Source organism: Lysobacter gummosus (assembly GCF_001442805.1).
Lineage (GTDB): Bacteria > Pseudomonadota > Gammaproteobacteria > Xanthomonadales > Xanthomonadaceae > Lysobacter > Lysobacter gummosus.
This window is the reverse complement of record NZ_CP011131.1, coordinates 4,724,362-4,740,824: the sequence shown is the minus strand read 5'-3', so window position 1 is coordinate 4,740,824 and position 16,463 is coordinate 4,724,362. Positions and strand designations below refer to the sequence as shown.

Here is a 16,463-nt window from a genome sequence, read left to right as displayed (position 1 = left end):
CGGGGGCAGGCTCTCCGGACGCCTTCTCCCGCAAACGGGAGCAGGGACGAACCTCGCATCCACAAACCCCATGCAACCCCCGCCCCTATAATGGCCCGATGAGCGAAATCACCTCCTCGCCGCGCCTCACGCGCCGCGCCCTGCGCGCACTCAGCGAATTCTTCCGCCTTGAAGCCGCCGGCGGCATCGTCCTGATCGGCGCCGCGGTGCTGGCGCTGATCGCGGCCAATTCGCCGCTGCACGAAGCCTACGAAGCGTTCCGCCAGATCCCGGTGCAGGTGCGCATCGGCGCGCTCGACATCAGCAAACCGCTGCTGCTGTGGATCAACGACGGGCTGATGGCGATCTTCTTCCTGGTCGTCGCGCTGGAGATCAAGCGCGAAGCCCTCAGCGGACAATTGGCCGAACGCTCGCAACTGGTGCTGCCGCTGCTGTGCGCCTGCGCCGGCGTGATCGTGCCGGCGCTGTTGTTCTACGCGCTCAATGCCGGCGATGCCGCCTCGATGCGCGGCTGGGCCGTGCCGACAGCGACCGATATCGCCTTCGCGCTCGGCGTGCTGGCGCTGCTGGGCTCGCGCGTGCCGGTGGCGATGAAGCTGCTGCTGTCGACCATCGCCGTGGTCGATGACCTGATGGCGATCCTGATCATCGCGTTCTTCTATTCGCACGGCATGTCGGTCACCGCCCTGGTCTGGGCCGCGGTGGCGCTGGCGGCGATGTGGCTGCTCAACCGGCGCGGAGTGAAGTCGCTCGGGCCGTATCTGACGCTGGGCGTGGTGCTGTGGGTGTGCGTACTCAAGTCGGGCGTGCACGCCACCTTGGCCGGCGTCGCCACCGGTCTGATGATTCCGCACATCGACAAGCGCAACAACATCGACGACGCCCACGAGCACTCGCCGCTGGAAACCCTGGAGCACGCGCTGCATCCGTGGGTGGCTTACGCGATCCTGCCCTTGTTCGCCTTCGTCAACGCCGGCCTGTCGCTGAGCGGAGTCAAGCTGGAGGACGCCACCGCCGCGTTGCCGATGGGCATCGTGCTGGGCCTGGTGGTCGGCAAGCCGGTCGGCATCGTCGGCGCCGCGCTGCTGATGCGTGCGCTGGGCTGGGCGCGCTTCCCCAACGGCATGGACCTGCGGGCGATGATCGGCCTGGGGCTGATGTGCGGTATCGGTTTCACCATGAGCCTGTTCATCGCCTCGCTGGCCTATCAGGACCCGGCGCTGTACGAGGAAGCGGTTCTGGGTATCCTTGCCGCCTCGCTGCTGTCGGCGGTGATCGGCTTCGGTTGGCTGCGCGCGGTATTGCCGGTGCGCGGCGCCCAGGATTGAGTGCATGAAACATGCTTTGGTGTTCGGCGGCAGCGGCCAGATCGGCCTGCCGCTGTTGCAGCGTTTGTCCCACGCCGGCTGGCGGGTGACCGCGATCTCGCGGCACGAGCAATTCGATCGCCCCGGCCTGCACTGGCTGCAGGGCGATCTTGCGCAGATGCCGGAATTGCCGCCGCGGGTGGATGCGATCTTCAGCTGCGGCCCGCTGCTGAAGTTCGCCCAGTGGTATGCGCAATCCGGAATCGAGGCCACGCGGGTGATCGCGTTCGGCTCGACCAGCGCGGAAACCAAGCGCGGCTCGGCCGATGCGGAAGAGCGCCGCGTGGCCGGCGAATTGCGCGAAGGCGAGGCGGCCTTGTTCGCCGCCGCGCAACCGCGCAGCGACGCGGCCACGGTGCTGCGTCCGACCCTGATCTACGGCGCCGGCCGCGACGCGACCCTGACCCGGATCGCCCAGCTCGCCAAGCGCCTGAAGTATTTCCCGCTGCCGCGCGGCGCCAACGGCCTGCGTCAGCCGGTGCACGTGGACGATCTGGCCGACGCCGCCTTCGCCGCGCTGACCGCGCCGGCGAGTTTCGGCAACACCTACGCGGTGCCGGGCGGCGAGACCTTGAGTTATCGCGACATGGTCGAACGCACGCTGGCCTGCCTGCGTCCGCCGGTGAAGCTGGTCGAGTTGCCGTCGCCGTTGTTCAACCTCGCGCTGGTGGCCGCGCAGGCCGCCGGCCGCGCGACCGGGCTGGGCGAAGCGGCGGTGCGGCGCATGCGCACCGACATGACCTTCGACGCGGCGCCGGCGCGGCGCGATTTCGGGTATGCGCCGCGCAGCTTTCAGCCGAGCGCGGAGATGTTCGAGACGCCGCGCGACTAAGCGCCTGCGGCGGTGCGAGAGGGCTCTTTTGTGGGAGGGCCTTCAGGCCCGGTGCTTTTGTTTCCGATCATCGCGATCTGAGCCGAAAACACCGGGCCTGAAGGCCCTCCTACAACAACAGCTTCAAGCGGCTTGCTTGAGCGCGCGCGCCTTGGCCAGATTGCGCAGCGCGATCATCAGCACGCCGCCCAGCACCATCGCACCGCCGATCCACAGGCTCGGCCCCGGCCGATCTCCCCAGAACGCGATGCCGAGCGCGATCGCGAACACCGGCACCAGCAGCAGCCACGGCGTCACCTGCGCCACCGGATGGCGCTGCACCAGCACGTAGTACAGGCCGTGGCCGAGCAGCGAGGACACGAACGCGGCATAGATCGCGCCGGCCCAGGCCACCCAGCTGATCTGCGGCAACGCGCCCACGCCGCCGGGTTCCAGCACCAGGCTGATGATCAGCAGCGGCGGCACCGCGATCAGCGCGGTCCAGCCTTGCTGGGAAAACATGTCGAGCCCGCGCAGGCCCTTCATCAGCACCGTGCCCAGGGCCAGGAACGCGGCCGAGACCAGCATCAGCACCACCGCCAGCGGCTTGTCCAGCACCAGCGGGTCGAAGCCCAGCACCAGCACGCCGCAGAAGCTGATCGCGATCGCAACGCCAGTGCGCCAGGCGAAACGCTCGCCCAGCAGCCACCACGCCAGCAGCGCGGTCATCGGCACATAGCTTTGCAACACGATCGCCGGCGAGGACAGATCGCCGGCGGCCTTGAGCGCGCTGAAGCTCAGGCCGAAATGCAGCACGCCGATGCACAGGCACACCGCGATCAGGCGCGGCCACTGGCCCGGCGCCGGGCGCTTGAGGAAGAACACCAGCGGCAGCGCGAGCAGGGCGAAGCGCACGGCGGTGAACAGGAACGGCGGAATCTCGCGCAGCGCCAGCGCCGAGGTCAGGAAATTGATCGCCCACGACAGGACGACGAGCATCAGCAGAACCAGATCGCGGGCGGGCATGACGGTGTCGCTGGCCTGTCGTGTGGGCTATCGTGGCCGCCTTGCGGACGGACGCGAACAGCGCGGTGGGATCATCATTGTGAAGGATGCGATGCAGTCTGCGGGGCCGCTGTTGTGGCTGCTGGGCATAGCGGCGCTGGTGGCCGCGTTGGCGCCGGGCGCGTGGCTGTTGCGCGCGCTGGTCGCGCGCGTGGTCGGGGCGCGGCCTGCGTTCGGCGCGGCGCTGTGGTCGGTGGTGTTCGCGCTGATCGTGTGGGCGATGCTGGCGGTGATCGCGCTGATGGTCTCGCGCGGCAGCGCCGTGGGCAGTGGCGCGCCGTTTCTGGCCCTGGCGATGGTGTTGTCGTGGTGCGCGCTCAGCCTGAGCGTGCGCCTGTATCTGCCCGATCCGGCCGGGCTCAAATTGCCGTGGCCGCGCGCGCTGTGGGTGTCGCTGGCGCCGGTGCTGCTGTTGTGGGCGGAGCTGCTGCTTGCGTGGTGGTGGCTGATGCCGCGGATCGACTGAGGCCGAACGCGCCTCAGTACGACCAGCCCAGCTTGCGATACAGCTTGGACAGCACCCAAGCCGGGCCGATCAGCAGATAGGTCAGGTCGGTGAGGAAGCTGGGTTTCTTGCCTTCGATCTTGTGGCCGATGAACTGCGCGATCCAGGCGACCACGAATACGCCGATCGCCAGCCACAGCAGCGCGTTCAAGCCGAAGCTCGCGGCGATCCAATTGGTCAGCAGGGTGAACACCGCGAACTGCACCAGCATGCCCAGGCCGAGTTTGCGCGAGGCGCGGTAGTAGAACAGCATCGCCGCGAACATCGCCATGGCGGCCCACATACCCGGCTTGAACCAGGTGCCGGGCACGGGGATGCACCACAGCAGCGCGATCACGCTCCACAGGATCGCCGGCACGGCGAACACGTGGATGAGCTGGTTGGTGCCGTTGCGGTGATCGCCGGAGTAGCTGGCGAACCAGCGGTCGATCGGGCGGTCGTGTTCGGTGGCGTGGGCGAGGCTGCTCATGTTCGGCTCCCGGTGAGGCGTGACGGGCGCGAGGCCCGCGCGGTGGCTGGCGCGTCCGCGACGGGCGCGCGTGGTGCGGCTAGTGCGCGGCCGCTTTCGAGAATAGCTGGATCACGATGACGCCGGCGACGATCAGGCCGATGCCGGCCAGCGCGCCCGCATCCAGGGCCTGTTTCATGAACAGCCAGCCGATCAGGGCGATCAGCACGATGCCCACGCCCGACCACACCGCGTAGGCGACGCCGACCGGCACGGTCTTGAGCACCAGCGACAGGAAATAGAACGCGACCCCGTAGCCGGCGGCGACAAGGATCGTCGGCCCGGTTTTGGTGAATCCGTCCGAAGCCTTGAGCGCGCTGGTGGCGACGACCTCGGCGGCGATGGCGATGGCCAGGTAGAAGTAGCCGATGTTCATGCGCACCCGGATCTGCGTGGAGTAAGGCGGGCAGGGTAGCGCGCATGGCGTGGAGGCGTGGCGGAGGGCGTCGGGGCAGTGTTGCGTATTGGGTGGGCGGGGTCTGTAAAGCAGGCGACAGTCGGGCTTAAAGAGCAAATCCCCCCTGCCCCCCTTTTTCAAAGGGACGGGACGAGTTGACGCCGCAAAGCCTGCGTAGGTAAATCGACGCCGCGCATTAGCGCCCCTCCCGCATGCCATGAGGATTCGCGGCGATCGGTTCCCTTTGAAAAAGGGGGGCAGGGGGGATTTGCTCCACCCAACAAAAAGGCCGCATCCGCGGCCCTTTCGCTTCGAACCCAACGCCCGAATCAATCCACCGAAATCCCCGCCAACTTCAGCAAGGCCTCGGCGTACTTCGCCCGCGTGCGCTCGATCACTTCCGCCGGCAGATTCGGCCCCGGCGGGGTCTTGTCCCAGCCCAGCGTCTCCAGATAGTCGCGCACGAACTGCTTGTCGTAGCTCGGCGGGCTGGTGCCGACCTGATATTCGTCGGCCGGCCAGTAACGCGAGGAATCCGGCGTCAGCATCTCGTCCATCACGTACAGACGGCCGTCGGCGTCGGTGCCGAATTCGAACTTGGTGTCGGCCAGAAGAATCCCGCGCTCGGCGGCGAAATCGGCGGCGAAACGGTACAGCCGCAAGGTCGCGTCGCGCACCGCTTCGGCCAACTCGGCGCCGACCGTGCGCACCGCGGTGTCGAAGTCGATGTTTTCGTCGTGATCGCCCACCGCCGCCTTGGTCGAGGGGGTGAAGATCGGCTCGGCCAGCTTCTCGGCCTGGCGCAGGCCGCTGGGCAGGGCGATGCCGCTGATCCGGCCGGTGCGCTGGTAATCCTTCCAGCCGCTGCCGATCACGTAGCCGCGGGCGATGCATTCGATCGCCACCGGCTTGAGCCGTTTGGTCACCACCGCGCGTTTGGCGTAGAGCGCGGCGTCCACGCCCTGCGGCAGCACCGCCGCGACGTCGATGCCGGTGAGGTGGTTAGGGATGATGTGCGCGGTCTTGCCGAACCAGAAATTGCTGATCTGGCACAGCATCTCGCCCTTGCCCGGGATCGGGTCGGGCAGGACCACGTCGAAGGCGCTGAGCCGGTCGGTGGCGACCATCAGCAGGCAGTCGCCGCCGGGAGCGGCGCCCGCGGGCAGGCGGTCGGCGGGCAGATCGAAGACATCGCGGACTTTGCCGCGGTGGCGCAAGGGCAGGCCGGGCAGTTCGGATTGCAGCAGTGTGGTCGTCAACGTGGGGACCCCTGAAGGCAGTGCGTAGTCCCTCCATCGCGGTGCACAGGTCTGAAGCCGGCCTCCGGGAGCCGTCCGGCTCGCGCGTGCGTGCGCGACGGGGCCGGGCAGTGTACGCCGCCTGAGGGGTATGTGTAGCCCCCCGCCCGCCGGCGGCCCCGGATGGGCGCCGGCCCGGCCGCGGCGGCCCCCGGTTAAGATGGCCGCCGGCGGGCCGCGACGGCCCGGAAACGAGGCAGCCGGCGACCCGATGAAGCGTTGGTACGGCAAATTGCTGGGATTCTTCGCCGGCGCGGCCCTGCTGCGCGGCAACCCGTTCCTGGGCGCGGTGATCGGGGTGCTGATCGGCCACGCCTTCGACACCGACTGGTTCAAGCTGCGCGGCGACAACCCCTACGCGGTGCTGGGCCTGACCCTGGAGGCCACCGACGCCGAGGTCGATCAGGCCTACCGCCGGCTGATGGCGCAATACCACCCCGACCGGGTCGCCCAGGCCGCGCCCGACATCCGCCAGCAGGCCGAGACCAAGGCGCGTGAGATCAACCGCGCCTACGACCGCATCAAGACCCTGCGTAGGCGCTGACGCGCCAGAAACGAGTGCAGAGGAGTGAGGAGTGAGTAAAGGCCGCTCGACCGGCGCTTTTACTCACTCCTCACTCCTCTGCACTCGTTCCTGAGCTTTTACAATAGCCGCCTGTCCCGTCCGGCCCGACCCCATGTCCCTGCAATCCACCGTCATCGCCCCTTCGATCCTTTCGGCCAACTTCGCCAAGCTCGGCGAGGAAGTGGACAACGTGCTCAAGGCCGGCGCCGACTGGGTCCATTTCGACGTGATGGACAACCATTACGTGCCCAACCTGACCATCGGCCCGCTGGTCTGCGAAGCGCTGCGCAAGCACGGGGTGACCGCGCCGATCGACGTGCACCTGATGGTCGATCCGGTCGACCGCATCGTCCCGGACTTCGCCAAGGCCGGCGCCAGCACCATCAGCTTCCATCCCGAAGCCAGCCTGCACGTGCATCGCACCATCCAGCTGATCAAGTCGCACGGCTGCGGCGCGGGCCTGGTGTTGAACCCGGCCACGCCGATCGAAGTGCTGGACTGGGTGCTGGAGGATCTGGATCTGGTGCTGCTGATGTCGGTCAACCCGGGCTTCGGCGGCCAGAGCTTCATCCCGTCGGCGCTGGACAAGCTGCGCCGCGTGCGCGAGCGCATCGACAACAGCGGGCGCGCGATCCGACTGGAGATCGACGGCGGGGTGAAGGCGGACAACATCGCCGAGATCGCCGCCGCTGGCGCCGATACCTTCGTTGCGGGCTCGGCGATCTTCAATGCGCCGGGGGCGGATCAGCACGGTTATGACGAGATCGTGCGCCGGATGAAGGATGCGGTGGCTGCGGTGCGCAAGTAAGCGCTGCAGAGCGAATCCCCCTCGATCCCCCTCAACAAAGGGGGAAGTCCTTCGGCCGCTATCGCTCGCTCCCGAAGCGGCGCTGTTCCCCCCTCTTTGAAAAAGGGGGGCAGGGGGGATTCGCTCTTGCTCTTGCTCGTGGCATCGTCCCCACATCTCCCGCGACGCCGGAGCGACCCCATGAACACCTGCGACCTGTGCGACCTCCACGAAGCGCAAGTGCGCGTGCTCGAACTGCCGCTGCGCGACTACGGCGGCCGCATCGCCTTCGACGGCATCGTCAGCACCATCAAGGCCTACGAAGACAACGCCCTGGTCCGCGAGGCGGTGGCCGAGGCCGGCAACGGCCGGGTGCTGGTGATCGACGGCGGCGGCTCGCTGCGGCGGGCGATGCTCGGCGATCTGCTCGCGGCCAAGGCGGTCGAGAACGGTTGGGCCGGGGTGGTCGTGTTCGGCGCGATCCGCGACAGCGGCGCGCTCGGCGCGATGGAGCTGGGCGTCAAGGCGCTGGGCACTTGTCCGCGCAAGACCGACAAGCGCGGACAGGGATTGCGCGATGTCGAGGTCGAATTCGGTGGGGTGACGATCCATCCGGGCGAGTGGCTGTGCGCGGACGAGGATGGCGTGGTGTTGGCGCACGAGCGGTTGCGCTGAGGCGAACCGCGGTTTTGTGCGAGGGCCTTCAGGCCCGGCGCGCTTCGTTCCGATCGCGGTGAGCCGAAAGAAAAGCCTCGGGCCTGAAGGCCCTGCCACAAGGGTTTTGCGCAACCGTCGCCAAAAACAAAGAACGCGGACCTTGCGGCCCGCGTCCCGGAATATTTGGAGGCAATCCAGCCTCCGCCCGTCGTCCCTGATATGGCCTCCTATACTCCGGATCGGCCATGACAGATGTGTGACAGATTTTGCGCATTCGTATATTCACCTGCGCCGACGACGGCGGCTGTTAGCCTCGCGAACCCTGCATAACCGACGGATCGCCGACTCATGACCTCACCGCGCTGGCGTTTGATCCTCAACGGCAAATCGGCCGGCGACGACACCCTGCGCGAAGCGGTCGCGGCCTTGCGCGACCGCGGCGTCGTCCTCGATGTGCGGGTCACCTGGGAAGGCGGCGACGCCGAGCGCTACGTCGCCGAGGCCATCGCCGACGGCGTGACCACCCTCATCGCCGCCGGCGGCGACGGCACGCTCAGCGAAGTGGCGACCACGCTGGCGCATCGCGATGAGGCGGCCGATGCGCTGCCCAGCCTCGGCCTGGTGCCGCTCGGCACCGCGAACGATTTCGCCAGCGCCGCGCTGATTCCCACCGATCCGGCGCTGGCGCTGGATCTGATCCATCGCCAGCCGCCGCGGCCGATCGACCTGATCCGGCTGCAGGCGCCCGATGGCCTGCACTGGGCCGCCAATCTGGCCAGCGGCGGGTTCGGTACGCAGGTGACGATCGAGACCGATGCGGGGTTGAAGAAGATGCTGGGAGGACTGGCTTATCTGGTCACCGGCATCTCCAAACTCGGCAAGATCGAGCCGATCCGCGCGCGCCTGCACGGCGAGGATTTCGAATGGGAAGGCGAGTTCATCGCCCTGGGCATCGGCAACGGCAAGCAGGCCGGCGGCGGCCAGGTGCTGTGTCCGGACGCCCTGATCGACGACGGCCTGCTCGATGTGACCGTGGTTCCGGATCTGTCCGGCGAAGTCGGCGCGACCGCGCGCACCTTGCTGACCGAAGGCAAGCACGCCGCGCTGGACCGCGTCGCCACGCGCGCGCAACTGCGCTGGGTCGAGATCGAATCGCTGAAATCGCTGACCCTCAATCTCGACGGCGAACCGGTCCAGTCGCATCACTTCCGCATCGACTGCATCCCGGCGCGCGTGCGCATGCACCTGCCGGCCGACTGTCCGCTGCTGTCGGCGGTCGCGCGCGCCGCCGTCGCCGCCGGTGCGACCGCCGCGGCCGACGATCCGGTCGCCTGACCCCGTCGCGCCGCGCCCGCGAAGCAGTTACAGTTACCGCCATGAAAGCCTGGGCGAACCCGCATTTCCTCTGTGCCGACGTGGGTTGGCGATGGTGGCCGTCGGCCATCGTCGCTCCTGCCCACTCGTCCATGAAGGAACTGCCGCGTGATTTCGCACGAACTCTTCCAGCAACAGGCTGCTAACGGCTACACCCGTATTCCCGTCGTGCGCGAGGTCCTGTCCGACCTCGATACGCCGCTGTCGGTCTATCTCAAACTCGCCGACGGCCCGCACACTTACCTGTTCGAATCGGTCGAAGGCGGCGAGCGCTTCGGCCGCTACTCGATCATCGGCCTGCCCGCGCAGCGCGTGTACGCCTTCGCCGGCCACACCCTGTTCGTCAGCGAGCACGGCGAGCTGATCGAAAGCCGCGTGGTCGAAGACCCCTTCGCCGAAGTCGAACGTCTGCGCACCGAATACCGCGTGCCGAAGATCGACGGCCTGCCCGGCTTCACCGGCGGCCTGGTCGGCTGGTTCGGTTTCGAGTGCATCCAGTACATCGAAAAGCGCCTGGCCGGCCCAGGGCCGGACGGCGCGCACAAGCCCGATGAGCTCGGCACGCCCGATATCCTGCTGATGCAGAGCGAGGAAATCGCGGTATTCGACAATCTCAAGGGCCGCCTGTACCTGATCGTCCACGCCGATCCGCGCGAACCGCAGGCCTATGCGCGCGCCAACCGCCGTCTGGACCAGCTGGTGCACCGCCTGCGCATCGGCGGCGCCAGCTATCCGGAAACGCTCGACCCGGCGGGCCTGGACGAGGGCGACTTCGTCTCCGGCTTCACCCGCGAAGGCTTCATCGAGGCGGTGGAAAAATCCAAGGAACTCATCCGCGCCGGAGACATCTTCCAGGTGGTGCTGTCGCAGCGGCTCAGCGTGCCGTTCAAGGCGCGCCCGGTCGATGTGTACCGCGCGCTGCGCGCCTTGAATCCGTCGCCGTACATGTATTTCCTCGATGTCGGCGGCACCCAGGTGGTCGGCTCGTCGCCGGAAATCCTGGTGCGCCTGCAGGACGGCGAAGTCACCGTGCGGCCGATCGCCGGCACCCGCCCGCGCGGCAAGACGGTGGAAGAAGACAATGCGCTGGAAGCCGAATTGCTGGCCGATCCGAAGGAACGCGCCGAGCACCTGATGTTGATCGACCTGGGTCGCAACGATGTCGGTCGCGTCTCGCTGCCGGGCACGGTCGAGGTCGGCGAACAGTTCGGCATCGAGCGCTACAGCCACGTCATGCACATCGTCAGCGAAGTCACCGGCAAGCTGAAGGCCGACATGAGCTACATGGACGTGCTGCGCGCGACGTTCCCGGCCGGCACCGTCAGCGGCGCGCCGAAGATCCGCGCGCTGGAAGTGATCCGCGAGTTCGAGCCGGTCAAGCGCAACGTCTACTCCGGCGCGGTCGGCTACATCGGCTGGCACGGCGACGCCGACACCGCGATCGCGATCCGCACCGCGGTCATCCAGGACGGCCGCCTGCACGTGCAGGCCGGCGCCGGCATCGTCTACGACTCCGACCCGCAGAAGGAATGGGAAGAGACGATGAGCAAGGGGCGCGCGTTGTTCCGCGCGGTGGCCGAGGCGGCGCGGGGGCTCTGAGGTTCGGCCCGCTCTCAGCAATGACATGATGCGATGACGCTCGCCGAATGAGCGGCGTCATCCGCTTGTTCGCTCGCTTGTTCGCGGCCATGGTGCGCGCAGTTCCTGCGCGCGACTGCGCAATCGCATCGCTGCTTCGGGTATCGAGCCTCTGCGCTCTTGCTCGTCATTCCCGCGAACGCGGGAATCCAGCGACTTCAAACGCTCTCGCACGAAAGGCACTGGATGTTCGGCTCCGCCGAAGTAAAGCGGAGCCCGCGTTCGCGGGAATGACGGTCTGGAGAGATGGCGCTGAAGTCTCTGGATGCTCGGCTCCGCCGAAATAAAGCGCAGGCTACCTCCGCGTGAATACCGAACTTGTTCTCCGACGATTTTGAGCACGCCATAGCGCAGCCCCACCAGCGGCAAGCCCGTCGCAACCATCCCATCGCCCACATTAAAAAAAGTTCATCCGCCGGAAAGGCCCGGGGCAGGGCGGCGGGAGCAATCTGACTTCGCGATGGGGCCCACCCCACCGGCCAGACCTCCCACCCAAACGTTTCCCCAGGAGCCTCACATGAACGTCCGCAACGCCCTGATCGCCGTCGCTCTCACCGCGTTCGCCGGTTCCGCCTTCGCTGCCGCGCCGGCCACGACCGCTTCGACCGCCGCGCCGGCCGCCAAGACCGTCAAGCACAAGCATCACAAGGCCAAGAAGGCTGTGGCACCCAAGGCCGCCGCGGCTGCGGAGGCGGCGCCGGCATCGAACTGATCCTTCGCGAGCCTGCTCCCCCGAGCCCCACGCATCGTCGGCGTGGGGGCGATACCCCGCCGGTGTGAGCCGGCGGGGTATCTTTTTTCCGGGAATCGGGAATCGGGAAAGCCGAGCCAAAAAAGCCGGAAATGCCTGTCCTTGCCGGGTTTTTTCGATTCCCGATTCCCCATTCCCGATTCCCGCCCTTATCCTGTCCCCGCCACCTCACGCACCATCGCGATCCGGAGTCGGCATGCGCGTCCTGCTCGTCGAAGACGATCCCCATACCGCTGCCTTCATCGCCAAAGGCCTGCGCGAAGACGGGCACACCGTCGATCTTGCCGACAACGGCAAGGACGGCCTGTTCCTGGCCACCACCGAGAACGTGGATGCGATCGTGCTCGACCGCATGCTGCCGGCGCTCGACGGCCTGACCCTGCTGCAGACCCTGCGCGGCGCCGGCAATCGCACGCCGGTGCTGCTGCTGACCGCGCTGGGCGAAGTCGATCACCGCGTCGAGGGCCTGCGCGCCGGTGCCGACGATTATCTGGTCAAGCCCTTCGCCTATGCCGAACTCAGCGCGCGCCTGGACAGCGTCCTGCGCCGCGGCAGCTCCGGAGGCAGCGAGCCCACCCGCCTGCGCGTGGCCGATCTGGAACTGGATCTTCTCAGCCGCGAAGCCCGCCGCGGCGACAAGCGCATCGAACTGCAGCCGCGCGAATTCCGCCTGCTGGAATACCTGATGCGCCAGGCCGAACGCGTGGTCACCCGCACCATGCTGCTGGAAGCAGTGTGGGACTATCACTTCGACCCGCAGACCAACGTCATCGACGTGCACATCAGCCGCCTGCGCCAGAAGATCGATCAAGGCTATCCGCGCCCGCTGCTGCACACCGTGCGCGGCGCCGGTTACCGGCTGGGCGTATGAGCGCGGCCGGCGTGCAGCCGCGACGGCAACCGCATCGGTGCGAGCAGCCCGCATGCGCCTGATGCCGCGCTCGACCAGCGCGCGCCTGGCCCTGGCGGTGACTGCCTCGTTCCTGCTCGCCTTCGTGCTGCTCGGCTTCGGCGTGCACTACGCGGTGTCGGCGATGCTGATCCAGGACGCGCGCGAACTGGTGCGCGTGGACGCCGCCGGTCTGGTCGAGATGTACCAGGACGACGGCCGCGCCGCGCTGCTGGGCGAATTACGCGACCGCATCGGCTCGGGCGAAGACCCCGACGCGGTGTACGCGCTGACCGCGCCCGACGGCCGCGTGGTCGCCGGCAACACCGCGCTGCCGATCCATCGTCAGGGCGCGCGCTGGATCGAATTCACCGAGCACGGCGACGACGGCGACCTGCGCGTGGTCGCGCAATTGCAGCGCCTGCCCGACGGCACCACCCTGCTGACCGGCACCCGCACGCGCAGCCAGGATCGCTTTCTGTCGTTGATGCTGCGCACCGCGCTGGCCGCGTTCGTGGTCGCCGCCACCCTGGGCGCGCTGATCGGCTGGATGACCTCGCGCTGGGTCTCGCGCCGGCTTCGCCATCTGGACGGCACCGCCGAACGCGTGGGCAGCGGCGAACTCGGACTGCGCGCGCGCCTGGACGGCAGCGACGACGCCTTCGATCGGCTCGCGCGCCGCTTCAACGGCATGCTCGACCGGATCGAGGAACTGCTCGGCGGCGTGCGCCATGCCACCGATCACATCGCCCACGATCTGCGCACGCCGCTGACGCGTTTGCGCAACCGCCTGGAGGAAGTGCGCCGGCGCGAGCAGGGCGCCGAGGCCGGCGTCCAACTCGATGCGGCGATAGGCGAAACCGACCAGTTGCTGCATTCCTTCGGCGCGCTGCTGCGGCTGGCGCGGATCGAGGCGCAGCCGCCGGTGCACGACGAGCCGATGCTGGACTTGTCCGATCTGGCCCGCGACGCGGCCGAGCTGTACACGCCGATCGCCGGCGAACGCGGCATCGCCTTGAACACGCAACTGCCCGCGCCGGGCGAGGCGGCGGTGCGCGGCGATGCCGACCAGTTGTTCCAGATGCTGGTCAATCTGCTCGACAACGCTGTGAAGTACGCGCCGGCCGACACCGAAGTGCGCTTGAGCGTGCTGCGCGAACGCGGCGCGATCGCGGTGCAGATCGACGATCGCGGCCCGGGCATTCCCGCCGCCGACCGCGAGCGCGTGTTCGACCGCTTCCAGCGCCTGGAAACCCATCGCGGCTCGCCCGGCACCGGCCTGGGCATGAGCCTGGTGCGCGCGATCGTGCACCGCCACGGCGGCCATATCGCCTTGTTCGACAACGCCCCCGGCCTGCGCGTGCGGGTCACGCTGGGCGAAGCGGCGGCCTGACCGGGCGCGCCGCCAACCGTCGCACAAACCGCCGCGCGCCGGTTACAGTAGGGCCATGATCCTCCGCGCGATCCCGCACAATTCCCGCAAGGCCGGCCAGGGCTGGCGATGGTGGCGCAGCGCCTCCGTCCGCCTGTCGTCGTCTTTCGAGGAATCCGTGCGTGTCCCCGCCATCGCTATCCACCCCCGCGGCCGCTGAGCGCCGCCGCCGCCCCGCCCGGGGCGCGCCCCCAGTCACCAACGCCTGTCCGCCCGCCGCCCGCGCCCTGTCGCCGGCGCGCGCCGGCAATCCCTGGCCCGTATCACGCCCGCAGCCCGTTCGCAGACGGGATAATGGCCGGCTTGTGCCCGCGCCAGGGGGCCGCCGGAGCGTCGGCGGCGGGGCGCGGATTCGCGGGCCGACTCAGTCGCACGCGGGGACATCTTTCGCGGGCACGATGGCCGGGCCGGGCCCCGGCGCCGGACCGTATCCAGGCATTCCAGACATCCAAGGCACCACCCGCATTCGAGGCGCGTCATGTCCGTTCTGATGATCGACAACTACGACAGCTTTACCTACAACCTCGTGCAGTATCTGCAGGCGCTCGGCGCGGACGTGAAGGTGATCCGCAACGATGAATTGTCGGTGGAGGAAATCGAGAAACTCGCGCCCGAGCGCATCGTGATTTCGCCCGGCCCGAGCACGCCCGACCACGCCGGCGTGTCCCTCGAGGTGATCCGTCGGCTCGGCGAGCGCACGCCGATCCTCGGCGTGTGCCTGGGCCACCAGAGCCTGGGCCAGGCTTACGGCGGCCAGGTGATCCGCGCCAAGCGGATCATGCACGGCAAGACCTCGGCGATCCGCCACGAGGGCCTGGGCGTGTTCGCCGGCCTGCCCGACCGCTACGAAGCCACCCGCTATCACTCGCTGGTGGTGGAGCGCGAAACGCTGCCGGCGCATCTGGAAGTCACCGCCTGGACCGAATACGACGACGGCGGCTTCGAGGAAATCATGGGCCTGCGCCATCGCGAGCACCCGGTGGAGGGCGTGCAATTCCATCCCGAATCGATCAAGACCGAGCACGGCTACGCGCTGCTGCGCAATTTCCTGGAGCGGTGAGGGAATGCGGCGGGGAATGAAATGCGTGAGCAGGCAATGCAAGCGGCGATGGCGAAGCTCATCGTTCGCGATCCGAAGCCCTGCTTCCGCGCGATTCCCCGGTTCCCTGATGTTCCCCGATTGCCTTTGTGCCTAATTCGCGAATCCATCCCATGCCCCTGACTCCGCAAGAAGCCCTGCAACGCACCATCGAGCACCGCGAGATCTTCCACGACGAGATGGTCGATCTGATGCGCACCATCATGCGCGGCGAAATTTCCCCGACCATGACCGCGGCGATCCTGACCGGGTTGCGGGTGAAGAAGGAAACCGTCGGCGAAATCGCCGGCGCGGCGACCGTGCTGCGCGAATTCGCGCGGCCGGTGGAGGTCGCCGACCGGACCCATCTGGTCGATATCGTCGGCACCGGCGGCGACGGCGCGCACACCTTCAATATTTCCACCGCGAGCATGTTCGTGGTCGCCGCCAGCGGCGCCAAGGTCGCCAAGCACGGCAACCGCAGCGTGTCGTCCAAGTCCGGCAGTGCCGATGTGCTCGAAGCATTGGGCGCGGTGATCGAGCTGCAACCCGAGCAGGTCGGCCGCTGCATCGAACAAGCCGGCATCGGCTTCATGTTCGCGCCGGTGCACCATCCGGCGATGAAGGTGGTGTCGCCGGTGCGGCGCGAGATGGGCGTGCGCACCTTGTTCAATATTCTCGGGCCGCTGACCAATCCCGCCAACGCGCCCAGCATCCTGATGGGCGTGTTCCATCCCGACCTGGTCGGCATCCAGGTGCGCGTGCTGCAGGAACTGGGCGCGCAACGCGCCCTGGTGGTGTGGGGGCGCGATGGGATGGACGAAATCTCGCTGGGCGCCGGTTCGCTGGTCGGCGAACTGCGCGACGGCGTGGTGCGCGAGTACGAGGTGCATCCGGAAGATTTCGGGATCGCGATGGCGGCCAGCCGCAATCTGCGCGTGAACGATGCGGAGGAATCCAAGGCGATGCTGTTGCAGGCGCTGGAGAATCGCGATGGGCTGCCGCGGGAGATCGTGGCGCTGAATTCCGGTGCGGCGTTGTATGTGGCGGGGGTGGTGGAGAGTATTGCGGAAGGGATCGATTTGGCGCGTAAGTCGCTGGCCTCCGGTGCGGCTCGGGCCAAGTTGGATGAGTTTGTTGCGTTGACTCAGCGGTTGGCGGTGGGGTGAGCGGTTGGGGGAGAGCAGAAGCAAAAGCAAATCCCCCTAGCCCCCCTTTTTCAAAGGGGGGAACTGCAGGCGCGGTGATCGGGGGAGGGCGCGCGCATGCCGCGTTGAACCGAGCCAAGATATGACCCGCCGCATCGCCCCCCTCCCCAGCCCGTGCTGTTCCCCCCTTTGA

The 16,463-nt window shown here is 67.9% G+C and carries 19 protein-coding genes; 14 read left to right on the top strand and 5 right to left on the bottom strand.

The genetic code is table 11. The features are described 5' to 3' along the window. The first annotated feature begins 98 nt into the window (after nucleotides 1-98). Nucleotides 99-1,328, top strand: coding sequence for a Na+/H+ antiporter NhaA (gene nhaA, locus LG3211_RS19255; RefSeq protein ID WP_057944243.1), 1,230 nt, complete (start codon nucleotides 99-101; stop codon nucleotides 1,326-1,328). A 4-nt stretch (nucleotides 1,329-1,332) separates the two neighbouring features. Beyond that, the gene (locus tag LG3211_RS19250; RefSeq protein WP_148649016.1) at nucleotides 1,333-2,199 is read left to right on the top strand and encodes a Rossmann-fold NAD(P)-binding domain-containing protein; all 867 of its coding nucleotides are present in this window, start codon (nucleotides 1,333-1,335) and stop codon (nucleotides 2,197-2,199) included. On the opposite strand, the gene LG3211_RS27530 is transcribed toward LG3211_RS19250, so the two are convergent. Further along, nucleotides 2,196-2,291: a DUF6053 domain-containing protein gene (locus LG3211_RS27530; RefSeq protein ID WP_222837524.1), complete on the bottom strand. Its 96-nt coding sequence runs from the start codon at nucleotides 2,289-2,291 to the stop codon at nucleotides 2,196-2,198. The two genes, LG3211_RS19250 and LG3211_RS27530, sit on opposite strands and share 4 nt — an antisense overlap. A gap of 31 nt (nucleotides 2,292-2,322) precedes the next feature. Beyond that, nucleotides 2,323-3,204: a DMT family transporter gene (locus tag LG3211_RS19245; RefSeq protein ID WP_057944242.1), complete on the bottom strand. Its 882-nt coding sequence runs from the start codon at nucleotides 3,202-3,204 to the stop codon at nucleotides 2,323-2,325. Nucleotides 3,205-3,295: 91 nt separating this feature from the next. On the opposite strand from LG3211_RS19245, the gene LG3211_RS19240 reads away from it, so the two are divergent. Further along, nucleotides 3,296-3,709 (top strand): hypothetical protein, encoded by a 414-nt coding sequence (locus LG3211_RS19240; protein WP_148649015.1) that lies wholly within the window; start codon nucleotides 3,296-3,298, stop codon nucleotides 3,707-3,709. 13 nt (nucleotides 3,710-3,722) lie between these two features. Here the strand turns inward: LG3211_RS19240 and LG3211_RS19235 are convergent, their stop codons facing one another. The 3 genes from LG3211_RS19235 to LG3211_RS19225 all read right to left on the bottom strand — a co-directional run bounded on the left by LG3211_RS19235 (nucleotide 3,723) and on the right by LG3211_RS19225 (nucleotide 5,912). Further along, nucleotides 3,723-4,217, bottom strand: coding sequence for an Mpo1 family 2-hydroxy fatty acid dioxygenase (locus LG3211_RS19235; protein ID WP_057944240.1), 495 nt, complete (start codon nucleotides 4,215-4,217; stop codon nucleotides 3,723-3,725). A gap of 79 nt (nucleotides 4,218-4,296) precedes the next feature. After that, the gene (locus LG3211_RS19230; RefSeq protein WP_057944239.1) at nucleotides 4,297-4,632 is read right to left on the bottom strand and encodes a DMT family transporter; all 336 of its coding nucleotides are present in this window, start codon (nucleotides 4,630-4,632) and stop codon (nucleotides 4,297-4,299) included. Nucleotides 4,633-4,982: 350 nt separating this feature from the next. Then, complete coding sequence (locus LG3211_RS19225) at nucleotides 4,983-5,912, bottom strand: phosphoribosylaminoimidazolesuccinocarboxamide synthase (RefSeq protein ID WP_057944238.1); 930 nt, start codon at nucleotides 5,910-5,912, stop codon at nucleotides 4,983-4,985. A 250-nt stretch (nucleotides 5,913-6,162) separates the two neighbouring features. Here LG3211_RS19225 and LG3211_RS19220 point away from each other — a divergent pair, with 250 nt between their 5' ends. The 11 genes from LG3211_RS19220 to trpD all read left to right on the top strand — a co-directional run bounded on the left by LG3211_RS19220 (nucleotide 6,163) and on the right by trpD (nucleotide 16,291). Further along, nucleotides 6,163-6,495, top strand: a complete 333-nt coding sequence (locus LG3211_RS19220) for a J domain-containing protein (RefSeq protein WP_057944237.1) — start codon at nucleotides 6,163-6,165, stop codon at nucleotides 6,493-6,495. A gap of 133 nt (nucleotides 6,496-6,628) precedes the next feature. Then, entirely contained in the window at nucleotides 6,629-7,324 is a 696-nt protein-coding gene (rpe, locus tag LG3211_RS19215; RefSeq protein ID WP_187313054.1) for a ribulose-phosphate 3-epimerase, read from the top strand. A gap of 180 nt (nucleotides 7,325-7,504) precedes the next feature. Further along, the gene (rraA, locus tag LG3211_RS19210) at nucleotides 7,505-7,978 is read left to right on the top strand and encodes a ribonuclease E activity regulator RraA (protein ID WP_057944236.1); all 474 of its coding nucleotides are present in this window, start codon (nucleotides 7,505-7,507) and stop codon (nucleotides 7,976-7,978) included. 52 nt (nucleotides 7,979-8,030) lie between these two features. Next, on the top strand, nucleotides 8,031-8,312 hold the full coding sequence (locus tag LG3211_RS27525; protein WP_425479979.1) for a hypothetical protein: 282 nt from the start codon (nucleotides 8,031-8,033) through the stop codon (nucleotides 8,310-8,312). Next, nucleotides 8,309-9,295 (top strand): lipid kinase YegS, encoded by a 987-nt coding sequence (gene yegS / locus LG3211_RS19205; RefSeq protein ID WP_057944235.1) that lies wholly within the window; start codon nucleotides 8,309-8,311, stop codon nucleotides 9,293-9,295. The genes LG3211_RS27525 and yegS overlap by 4 nt, the downstream gene beginning before the upstream one ends. Before the next feature lie 147 nt (nucleotides 9,296-9,442). Next, the gene (gene trpE / locus LG3211_RS19200) at nucleotides 9,443-10,933 is read left to right on the top strand and encodes an anthranilate synthase component I (protein WP_057944234.1); all 1,491 of its coding nucleotides are present in this window, start codon (nucleotides 9,443-9,445) and stop codon (nucleotides 10,931-10,933) included. 556 nt (nucleotides 10,934-11,489) lie between these two features. Then, nucleotides 11,490-11,684: a hypothetical protein gene (locus tag LG3211_RS19195; RefSeq protein ID WP_057944233.1), complete on the top strand. Its 195-nt coding sequence runs from the start codon at nucleotides 11,490-11,492 to the stop codon at nucleotides 11,682-11,684. 235 nt (nucleotides 11,685-11,919) lie between these two features. Next, nucleotides 11,920-12,594 carry a winged helix-turn-helix domain-containing protein gene (locus LG3211_RS19190; RefSeq protein WP_057944232.1) on the top strand — a complete coding sequence of 225 codons (675 nt, stop codon included), beginning with the start codon at nucleotides 11,920-11,922 and terminating at the stop codon, nucleotides 12,592-12,594. Between the two features lie 52 nt (nucleotides 12,595-12,646). Continuing rightward, the gene (locus tag LG3211_RS19185) at nucleotides 12,647-14,005 is read left to right on the top strand and encodes a sensor histidine kinase (protein WP_057944231.1); all 1,359 of its coding nucleotides are present in this window, start codon (nucleotides 12,647-12,649) and stop codon (nucleotides 14,003-14,005) included. 517 nt (nucleotides 14,006-14,522) lie between these two features. Further along, a complete protein-coding gene (locus LG3211_RS19180) occupies nucleotides 14,523-15,104 on the top strand; it encodes an anthranilate synthase component II (RefSeq protein ID WP_057944230.1) in 582 nt (193 codons plus the stop codon). Between the two features lie 152 nt (nucleotides 15,105-15,256). Further along, nucleotides 15,257-16,291, top strand: coding sequence for an anthranilate phosphoribosyltransferase (trpD, locus tag LG3211_RS19175; protein WP_057944229.1), 1,035 nt, complete (start codon nucleotides 15,257-15,259; stop codon nucleotides 16,289-16,291). Nucleotides 16,292-16,463: the final 172 nt, after the last annotated feature.